Raw genomic sequence first — 7,543 nt, forward strand, 5'->3', positions numbered from 1 at the left:
GCAGGGCGCGGCGCCCGCGCGAGGAATAGAAGCCGCCGGGCACCTGGCTGGTTTCCAGCAGGTAATGGCGATAGTCGCGATAGGCGCGGCTGTCGGGGCGGCTGGGCTGGCGGAAGAAATCCGGCAGGCTTTGCGTCGAGACGAATTCGGGCTTGGCATAGACGGCGGCGCCGAAGGTCTTCAGCGGCAGGCCGCGCCACAGCACCTGTTGTCCGGCGGTGGAGTTCACGGTGACGGCCGAGCGGGCATCGTTGAGCAGCCGCGCCAGCTTGCCGCCGCGCACGAAATGCACCCGGTCGGCCACGCCATGCTGCGCGGCCAGATGGCGGATGGCGCGGGCCACGGGGGCGCGGCCATCCTCCAAGGGATGCGCCTTGAACACCAGATGGTGATGCGGCGCGGCGCCCTTGGCGAAGCCCTCGATCACCAGGGCCAGAAACTCCTCCATGCGCGTGAAGGGCGAGTGCATCTGAAAGCTCGAATCATGTTCGAGTTGCAGCAGGACAAGGTGATAGGGAAAGCCGCCATGACGGATGCGCCAGGTGGCGAGGCGGCGTTCCAGCGCATGAAAGGGCAGGGCTGCCAGGCGCTTGAGATACAGGCGGAATTCCTGCGTCACGGTCAGGGCGCGATGCGGGCGGAAGCGCGGGAAGCTGCGGCGGCCCAGCATGACATAGCCATGATAGAGCGCGCCGTAGAAGATATGCTGGCGCATGTCGCCCCAGCGGGCGGGGGCATCGGGCAGATCCATATCGAGGCTGGCCAGCGCGGCCTGCATCTGCGGTAGCGACAGCGCCATCAGCCGGGAATTGCCGTTGGAGCCGCCGCGCTCATAGGTCACCCAATGCGGGCGCAGATAGCCTTCCTCGAACACATGCACGGTGATGCCGCGCGCGCGGGCCAGTTCGACCGCCTGCGCATGGATGGGGCGGGTATCGCCGTATAACACGATGTCGGTGACCGATTTTTCGTCGAAAAATCGCGCACAGGCCTCGGGCCATTGCGCAGGGTCGGCATGGAAGGGCAGGAAGGTGCCACGGTCGCGCCAGAAGGCCTGATCGCCGCGATTGAAGCCGACGCGGAAGATGCGGGCGCCGGTGGCGCGCAGCATGCGGCCCAGCTGGTCGAACCAGGGCCCATGCGGGCCTTGCAGGAACAGGAAGCTGCGCCCGGCGCCGGTCAAGCCGCTTTGTGGTCCTGATCCTGTCACGGTGCGCTGTCCTGCCGATCTGCTTTGGGGCTTGGTCGGGTTTTGCCCGAAATGGGTTCACAAATCATGCAAATATCTGCGGATGGCGGCGGATTTATGGCGCAGGCTTGCGGTGCGGCGGCGGCGGGCATAGGTCTTGGGCACAAACAGGCTGGGAGAAGCGGGATGTTCACGGGGATCGTCACCGATCTGGGCGAGATTCTGGAGCTGGAGCAGCGCGGCGATCTGCGGGCGCGGATCGGCACTGCCTATGATGTGGCGGGCATCGACATTGGCGCCTCGATCGCCTGTGACGGGGTGTGCCTGACGGTGGTGGCGCTGGGCCGCGCGCCGAGAAACTGGTTCGATGTGGAGATCAGCGCCGAGTCGGTGTCGAAGACCAATATCGGCGACTGGCGGCTGGGCCAGCGGCTGAACCTCGAACGCGCGCTGAAGCTGGGCGATGAGCTGGGCGGGCATATCGTCTCGGGCCATGTCGATGGCGTGGCCGAGGTGGTGAAGATCGCGCCGGAGGGCGACAGCCTGCGGGTGACCTTCCGCGCGCCGCGCGAACTGGCGCGGTTCATCGCGCCGAAAGGGTCGGTCGCGCTGAACGGCACCTCGTTGACGGTGAATGAGGTGGAAGGCTGCGATTTCGGCATCAATTTCATCCCCCATACCCAGGCGGCGACGACCTGGGGCGGGGTGGCGGTGGGCCAGCGCATCAATCTGGAGGTCGATACCATGGCGCGCTATGTGGCGCGGCTGCGGGATTTTGCCTGAAATGGCGGGCATCGGCCATAATGGCGGGCCCGAGCTGACCGGCACCGGCTGGCGGCGGCATTGCTGGCAGGCGGCGCGCGCGGCGCTGCTGCCGCATTTGCCGATCGAGGTGCTGCGCGGCAGGGTGCGCCGCGCGCAGGAACTGGGTCTGGATTACAAGACCTATGCCAGTGTGCGGGCGGCCTCGGGGCATGATGTGGTGGCATTTCTGTTTTCTTCCAATGCCTTGCGCGCCAAGCCCCAATTGCCCGAGGCCCGGGCCGCCCGGCTGGCCGCCCTTCAGGCCTGCGGGCGGCTGGCGCTGACCCTGCCGCCCTTGACGCCCGAGGCGCTGGTGCAGGCCGCGGGCGGGTTGATCGACGCGGCCCATCCGGCGCCGCGCCCCTTTGGCAGTTTCGCCGAGGCGCGGGCGGCGATCCGCGCGGCACGGGGCGGCTTCAAGGCGGATGGTGTGGTGCTGGTGGGCGATGCGCCCTTCGAGCCGGACTGGTGCGCGGCGGGCAAGCTGGCCTTTTACCTGCCGGCGGCGCGCCTGTTTGGCTGAGGGATTTGGATATTTAAGCCAAGGTGAAACGGCTTTCATCTTGGCAAAAATATCCCCGCCGGAGGCTCCTACCTTGGGGCAAAGGCCGCCCGCCAGGCGGTGAGGAACCTTTCGCGGCGTTGGCGGTCGAGGCCCAGAAGCAGCACGGGCGACAGTTCGATGGGCCGGATCGAGGCGGCGCTTTGGCCGCGCAGCTGGATGTCGCCATTCTCGCCCATCCGCACGATCAGCCTTTGCCGCGCCAGCTCGGTCTGGCCGGCCTCTGACAGCAGGAAATCGAGCAGGGCGGCGCTGCCTTCCGGGTGGGCCGCGCCGCGCGGGATCAGCGCCGCGCGCGAGAGCATCAGCGTGTAATCCTCGGGCGCGATGATCGCCAGATCGGGGTTCTTGTCGGCCTGTGGCAGGGCATAGGAGCCCAGCACATTATAGGCGATGAGCCAGCGCCCTTCGGCCACCCCGGCGATGATCTCGGCCGAGCAGCAGGTGGCGACGGCGCCATTTGCCCCCATCGCCTCGATCAGGCTGCCGAAGGTGGAGGCCTGCACCGAATCGGAGAAGGCGAACAGATAGCCGACGCCCGAGCGTTCGATGTCATAGGTGGCGATGCGGCCCAGATAGCGTTTGCCCGGCGCGCGCATCAGATCGAGCAGTTGAAAGCGCGAGGTGGGGGCCTCGGCCTCGGGCACGAGGCGGCGGTTATAGACGATGACGGCGGGTTCGGCGGTGAGGCCGAACAGCTCGTTGCGCCAGATCCGGCCCGGTGGCAGGGCGGCGGTGAGGGCGGAGGCATGGGGTTGGGCGCAACCCTGATTGACCAGCCAGGTTTGCAGATCGACCGCCGAGGACACGACCAGATCGGCGTCGAAATCGCCATCGCGGCAATCGGCGCTGGCCACGGCATGCAGCGCGTTGGTGTTCCATTGTTCCAGCCGCACGGCATAGGCGGGGTTGGCCTCGGTGAAGGCCTGCATGACCGGGCCGAAGGAGGCGATGTCGGCGGCGCCTTGCACCCGCAGCCGGGTGGGGCCGCTGCCGTAATCGGCCACGGCCTCGGGCTCGGCATGGAGCGGCGCGGCGGCGAGGAGGGCCAGGAGAAGGGCGAGGGCGCGGGTCATGGGCTGGGCTCCTCCGGCAGGGCGGGCAGGATGAGGGACACCGCGTAACCCTTTGCTGTCATGCGTTTTTCGATATGGCCCTGATGGGCGTCGGCCACGGCCTCGACGATGGTGAGGCCAAGCCCCGCGCCATGGGTGGCGCCGGGTTTGGCCTTTTGCCCCGGTTGCGGGCCGGGGCCTGCATCGGTGATTGTCAGCAGGGCCATGTCGCCCTCTTGTGCGGCGCGGATGGTGACCGGGCTTGCGCCATGGGCGAGGCCGTTCAGGATCAGGTTCTTGCAGGCCTCGACCAGCGAGAGCGCCTCGCCGCGCGCGGGCACCGGGTCTTCGGCCAGATCGAGGCGCAGCTCGGCGGCGCGGTCGGGCAGCACATGGCCGACCTCCTCGGCGGCGGTCATCGCCACCTGCCGCAGGTCCAGCGGGCCAAGCGCGCCCGCATCGGCGCGGTGAATGACCATGGCATGCGACAGCATCTGTTCGGCCAGCCGCGACAGATCGCGCGAGCGGGCATGGATGCGGCCCACGATGGCGCGCAGGCGCTCGGGGTCGGTTTCATCGGCGGCGAGTTCGGCTTGCGCGCGCAGCGCCGCGATGGGGGTGCGCAGCTGGTGCGAGGCATCGGCGGTCAGGCGGCGATTGGCGCTCAGCACCCGGTCGAGCCGCGCCATGAAGCCGTTGAGCGAGGCGACCAGCCGCCCGATCTCGCGCGGGACGGGCACGGTGAGGGGCGAGACATCCTGAGGCGCGCGGGCGGCGAGGGCGGCCTCGATCCGGCCCAGCGGGCCCAGGGCCGAACGCGCGACGATCACCGCCAGCAGCGCCATCAAAAGCCCGGCAATGCCCATGACGATCAGGGCGTTGCGGGTGATCTCGGTCGCCAGCGCGTCGCGGGCGCGCGAGGTCTGGCCCACGGTGACGGTGACGGCGCCGGAAAAGCCGCGTTCGGAAAACACCCGGTTCACGGTGACAAAGCGCACCGGCTCGCCGGAATGGGGCTGGGTCTCAAGCGGGCGGTCGGGGCTGGGCGGGGGCAGCGGCTCGCCGGTGATCAGCTGGCCTTCCGGCCCGGTGATCGCATAGAAAATCCGGTCATCCGGGGCGAGAGCCAGCAGCTGAAAGGCCGAGATCGGCAGGTCCACCACGGCGCGGCCATCGACGAGGCTGACCGATTCGGCCATCTGATTCGCCGCGCCGATCAGCAATTGGTCATAGGTGCGCCCCGCCGCCTGCCGGCCATAGGCAAAGGCCAGCCCGGCCACGATCGCCCCGCCAGCCAGCAGCATGGCCGCCAGCGCAAGGCCCAGGCGGCGGGTCAGCGAGGGGGCCGGGGCGGCGGCGGTCACGGCGCCTCGACCAGTTGATAGCCCAGGCCGCGCAGGGTTTTGATGGCGACGCCCGAGCCTTCCAGCTTGCGGCGCAGGCGGGTCATGTAAAGCTCGACCGCGTTCACGCCAACCTCTTCTTCCGCAAAGGAAAACATCCGTTCAAAGATGCGGTCCTTGGGCACGACCCAGCCACGATGGGCCAGCATGATCTCCAACAGCGCCAGCTCGCGCCGGGTGAGGGCGACGGGGGCGCCATGGGCGGTGACGGTCTGGCGCGCGGGGTCGAATTCCAGCCCGCCAAAGCGGATCGCGGGCGAGGCGGAGCCTTGCGAGCGCCGCGCCAGCGAGCGGATGCGGGCCTGCAATTCGCGCAGGTCGAAAGGTTTCGTCAGGTAATCATCGGCCCCGCCATCCAGCGCGGCGATGCGTTCATCGACCTCGGAGCGGGCGGTGAGCATGACCACCAGCGTCTCCTTGCGCGCCATGCGCAGGCGGCGCAGGATGTCGGTTCCCAGACCGTCGGGCAGTTCGATGTCGAGGATGGCGAGGTCATAATCCTGTGCGGAAACAAAGGCTTCGGCCTCGGCCCTTGTGGCGGCGCGATCCACGGCATCGCCGCGCCGGGCAAAGCTGATGGCGACCGCCTCGGCCACGTCTTCCGCATCTTCGACCAGCAGGATGCGCAAGATTGTCTCCCTTTTCCGCCATGGCTCTGGCGGGCCATGTGACACGATTTCGGGCAGTTTGCGCAAGGGGGCGGCGTTTTCTGCATCGCGGCGAAAGTTTGGTGACAGTTTCGCGGCCTAGGTCTCGGGTCAGGGCGTCGCGGCGGAGGAGACCGGAAATACCGGCCAGCGCGGCGCCGATCAGGAGGAGAGACAAGATGAAACCCATGACCCTTATTCTGGGGATGACCACGGCCATCGCCTTGGCGCTGCCCGCCATGGCCGAGATCACCAAGCCCGAATGCGTGGCCCCGGCCCAGCCCGGTGGCGGCTTTGACCTGACCTGCCGCGTGGCGCAGATCGGCATGGCCAAGGCCTTTGACCGCCCGATGGAAGTGACCTTCATGCCCGGTGGCATCGGCGCCGTGGCTTTCAACGCCTTCAACACCGTGCGCACCGATGACCCGAACGGGATCGTGGCGTTTTCCACCGGCTCGCTGTTGAACCTCGTGGTCGGCAAATATGGCGAATACACTGTCGACAATGCCCGCTGGGTGGGGGCCGCCGGCGTGGATTACGGCGCGGTGATCGTGAAGGCCGACAGCCCCTATCAGACGCTGGCCGATCTGGTGGCGGCGTTCCAGAAAGACCCCGGCGCGATCGTGCTGGGCGCGGGCGGGTCGGTCGGCTCGCAGGACTGGATGAAGGCGGCGCTGGTGGCCAAGGCCGGTGGCGCGGACCCGAAGGCCATGCGCTACGTCGCCTTTGATGGCGGCGGCGAGGCCCTGGCGGGCCTTCTGGGGGGCGCCATTCAGGTTTACACCGGCGATATGGCCGAGATGGCGGCGCATATGGATGGCAGCTTGCGCATTCTGGGCACCATGTCGCCCGAGCGTCTGCCCGCCCCCTTTGCGGAGATCCCGACCGCCAAGGAGCAGGGCTATGAGATCGTCTGGCCGATCATGCGCGGCTATTACGTCGGCAAGGATGTGTCGGACGAGGATTACGCCAAATGGTCGGAAATCTTTGCCGCCGCCCATAAAGACCCGGAATTCCTGAAGGTGCAGGCCGAAAAGGGTCTGTTCCCGCTGCCGCTGGCGGGCAAGGAGTTTGACGCCGAGGTGCGCAAGCAGGTCGAGCAGCTGCGCGGCATTGCGACCGAGGCGGGGTTGATCGCCCAGTAACCACCCGCGCCGGAGGGGGCACCCTCCGCGCGCTGTCTGCCCTTGCCCGGCGGCGCGATCCCTCTCGCGCGCTGTGGCGGGGGCAGAGCCGTTCTTCCCCGAGACATCAGGAGAAACCCCATGTCCGACCGCATTTTCGCGGGCGTGCTGATGGTGGTGACGTTGATCTATGGCTATCTGGCCCTGTTCGTCATCCGCGCGCCTTTTCAATATGATCCGCTTGGCCCCGAAAGCTGGCCGCAGCTTCTGGCCGGGGTGATGATCCTGTGTCTGATCGGGCTGTTCCTGAAACCCGATCACACGCCCTTCGATCTGCAACGCACCGGCGCCCTGCGCATCGGGCTGATGCTGGTCTTGCTGATTGCCTATGCCGAGCTGTTCGAGCGGCTGGGTTTCGTGATCTCGACCGCGATCTTCTGCACGCTGAATGCGCGGATGATGGGCGGCAAGTGGCTGTCTTCGGCGGTGTTCGGCGTCTGCATGGGCGTGTTTGGCTATCTGCTGTGCGCAGGCCTGCTGGAGCTGAACCTGCCCGAAGGCCTTTTGCCCGGTTTCTGAGGAGATAGACCGATGATGGAAATTCTTTCCGGCCTCGGCACCGGCTTTGCCGTGGCCTTGGACCCGTTCAACCTGGCGCTGGTGCTGTTTGGTTGCTTCTTTGGCACGCTGATCGGCGCGCTGCCGGGCATTGGCCCGATCAATGGCGTGGCGATCCTGCTGCCCATTGCCTATTCGCTG

General features: G+C 67.5%; 9 protein-coding genes. 5 read left to right on the forward strand and 4 right to left on the reverse strand.

All coding sequences use genetic code 11. From position 1 onward, the window contains the following. On the reverse strand, window positions 1–1,210 hold a 1,210-nt coding region (locus JNN06_RS11135), incomplete at its 3' end, for a capsular biosynthesis protein (RefSeq protein WP_291239663.1). Between the two features lie 165 nt (window positions 1,211–1,375). Here JNN06_RS11135 and JNN06_RS11140 point away from each other — a divergent pair. Together JNN06_RS11140 and JNN06_RS11145 are read left to right on the forward strand one after the other, a co-directional pair. After that, window positions 1,376–1,972 (forward strand): riboflavin synthase, encoded by a 597-nt coding sequence (locus JNN06_RS11140; RefSeq protein ID WP_291239664.1) that lies wholly within the window; start codon window positions 1,376–1,378, stop codon window positions 1,970–1,972. Window position 1,973: 1 nt separating this feature from the next. Then, entirely contained in the window at window positions 1,974–2,516 is a 543-nt protein-coding gene (locus tag JNN06_RS11145; protein WP_291239665.1) for a hypothetical protein, read from the forward strand. 68 nt (window positions 2,517–2,584) lie between these two features. Here the strand turns inward: JNN06_RS11145 and JNN06_RS11150 are convergent, their stop codons facing one another. Genes JNN06_RS11150 through JNN06_RS11160 form a run of 3 tightly spaced genes read right to left on the reverse strand, consistent with a single transcriptional unit; the run spans window position 2,585 to window position 5,642 of the window. After that, window positions 2,585–3,631 carry an ABC transporter substrate-binding protein gene (locus tag JNN06_RS11150; RefSeq protein WP_291239666.1) on the reverse strand — a complete coding sequence of 349 codons (1,047 nt, stop codon included), beginning with the start codon at window positions 3,629–3,631 and terminating at the stop codon, window positions 2,585–2,587. Continuing rightward, window positions 3,628–4,974: a sensor histidine kinase gene (locus tag JNN06_RS11155; protein ID WP_291239667.1), complete on the reverse strand. Its 1,347-nt coding sequence runs from the start codon at window positions 4,972–4,974 to the stop codon at window positions 3,628–3,630. Before JNN06_RS11155 ends, JNN06_RS11150 begins: the two co-directional genes overlap by 4 nt. Next, a complete protein-coding gene (locus JNN06_RS11160) occupies window positions 4,971–5,642 on the reverse strand; it encodes a response regulator transcription factor (protein ID WP_291239668.1) in 672 nt (223 codons plus the stop codon). Before JNN06_RS11160 ends, JNN06_RS11155 begins: the two co-directional genes overlap by 4 nt. Before the next feature lie 197 nt (window positions 5,643–5,839). On the opposite strand from JNN06_RS11160, the gene JNN06_RS11165 reads away from it, so the two are divergent. The 3 genes from JNN06_RS11165 to JNN06_RS11175 form a co-directional block, all read left to right on the forward strand. Beyond that, entirely contained in the window at window positions 5,840–6,805 is a 966-nt protein-coding gene (locus JNN06_RS11165) for a tripartite tricarboxylate transporter substrate-binding protein (RefSeq protein WP_291239669.1), read from the forward strand. A gap of 120 nt (window positions 6,806–6,925) precedes the next feature. Then, entirely contained in the window at window positions 6,926–7,363 is a 438-nt protein-coding gene (locus JNN06_RS11170) for a tripartite tricarboxylate transporter TctB family protein (RefSeq protein ID WP_291239670.1), read from the forward strand. 15 nt (window positions 7,364–7,378) lie between these two features. Next, on the forward strand, window positions 7,379–7,543 hold a 165-nt coding region (locus tag JNN06_RS11175), incomplete at its 3' end, for a tripartite tricarboxylate transporter permease (protein ID WP_291239671.1).

The sequence above is a fragment of the Gemmobacter sp. genome, from assembly GCF_016792925.1.
In the GTDB taxonomy this organism is placed as follows: domain Bacteria; phylum Pseudomonadota; class Alphaproteobacteria; order Rhodobacterales; family Rhodobacteraceae; genus Gemmobacter.

Bases quoted from the DNA above. Each gene is read 5' to 3' on its own strand.
- JNN06_RS11140 (WP_291239664.1), top strand. From the start codon at position 1,376: ATGTTCACGGGGATCGTCACCGATCTGGGCGAGATTCTGGAGCTGGAG.
- JNN06_RS11145 (WP_291239665.1), top strand. From the start codon at position 1,974: ATGGCGGGCATCGGCCATAATGGCGGGCCCGAGCTGACCGGCACCGGC.
- JNN06_RS11150 (WP_291239666.1), bottom strand. From the start codon at position 3,631: ATGACCCGCGCCCTCGCCCTTCTCCTGGCCCTCCTCGCCGCCGCGCCG.
- JNN06_RS11165 (WP_291239669.1), top strand. From the start codon at position 5,840: ATGAAACCCATGACCCTTATTCTGGGGATGACCACGGCCATCGCCTTG.
- JNN06_RS11170 (WP_291239670.1), top strand. From the start codon at position 6,926: ATGTCCGACCGCATTTTCGCGGGCGTGCTGATGGTGGTGACGTTGATC.